Raw genomic sequence first — 582 nt, 5'->3', positions numbered from 1 at the left:
GATACTCCGCAACTCATTAAGACTTTGTCCGCTACTCTATTGCAAGAGGCGGACCAAGCAACAAAGTTCACAAGACGCCAAATGGTTAAGGCGATTCGTTCAACTATCCAAAAGGAAATTCTAAGGGTGGAAGCACCGGCAGAAATAACAAGACTTGCCAACTCAACTATAAGTATCAACGAAGCATTGAGAACCGGTAGAATCTCAAAGGCGGAAGCGACAAGACTTGTCCGCGATCAGATTAAACGTCAACGCATAAGACTTGCAAAGGCAAATGCCAAGAAAAGAGCCGGACAATATGCTCGTCCAGTAAGAGTCTTGACTAAAGATCAAATAATGCAATCTAAGCAAATTAGATATTACAAGGGACTGAACGAAATTAAGAATACGAGATTGTCGGTTGAGAGTGTGGAAAACGTTGCTTCAAGAAAACTCCGTTCGCAATTCCAATATCAAGTAAATACCGCAAAGAACCGGAATCCGATTACCAAATTCATCAACTGGTTCGGAACTGAGAAAGGTTCTAAGTTGACACAACGTATTCAACTTGGTTCGGCAACTGTCTCTGCACGTGAAGCCGTT

At 42.4% G+C, this 582-nt stretch carries 1 protein-coding gene; it reads left to right on the top strand.

Annotated elements, in window-relative coordinates; genetic code table 11:
- Positions 1-81: 81 nt before the first annotated feature.
- A partial coding sequence (locus tag N1032_RS26705; protein ID WP_259543689.1) for a hypothetical protein occupies positions 82-582 on the top strand: 501 nt, incomplete at its 3' end.

The sequence above is a fragment of the Herbiconiux daphne genome (genome assembly GCF_024979295.1).
Classification (GTDB): domain Bacteria; phylum Actinomycetota; class Actinomycetes; order Actinomycetales; family Microbacteriaceae; genus Herbiconiux; species Herbiconiux daphnes.
This window is presented reverse-complemented; position numbering and strand designations above follow the sequence as displayed.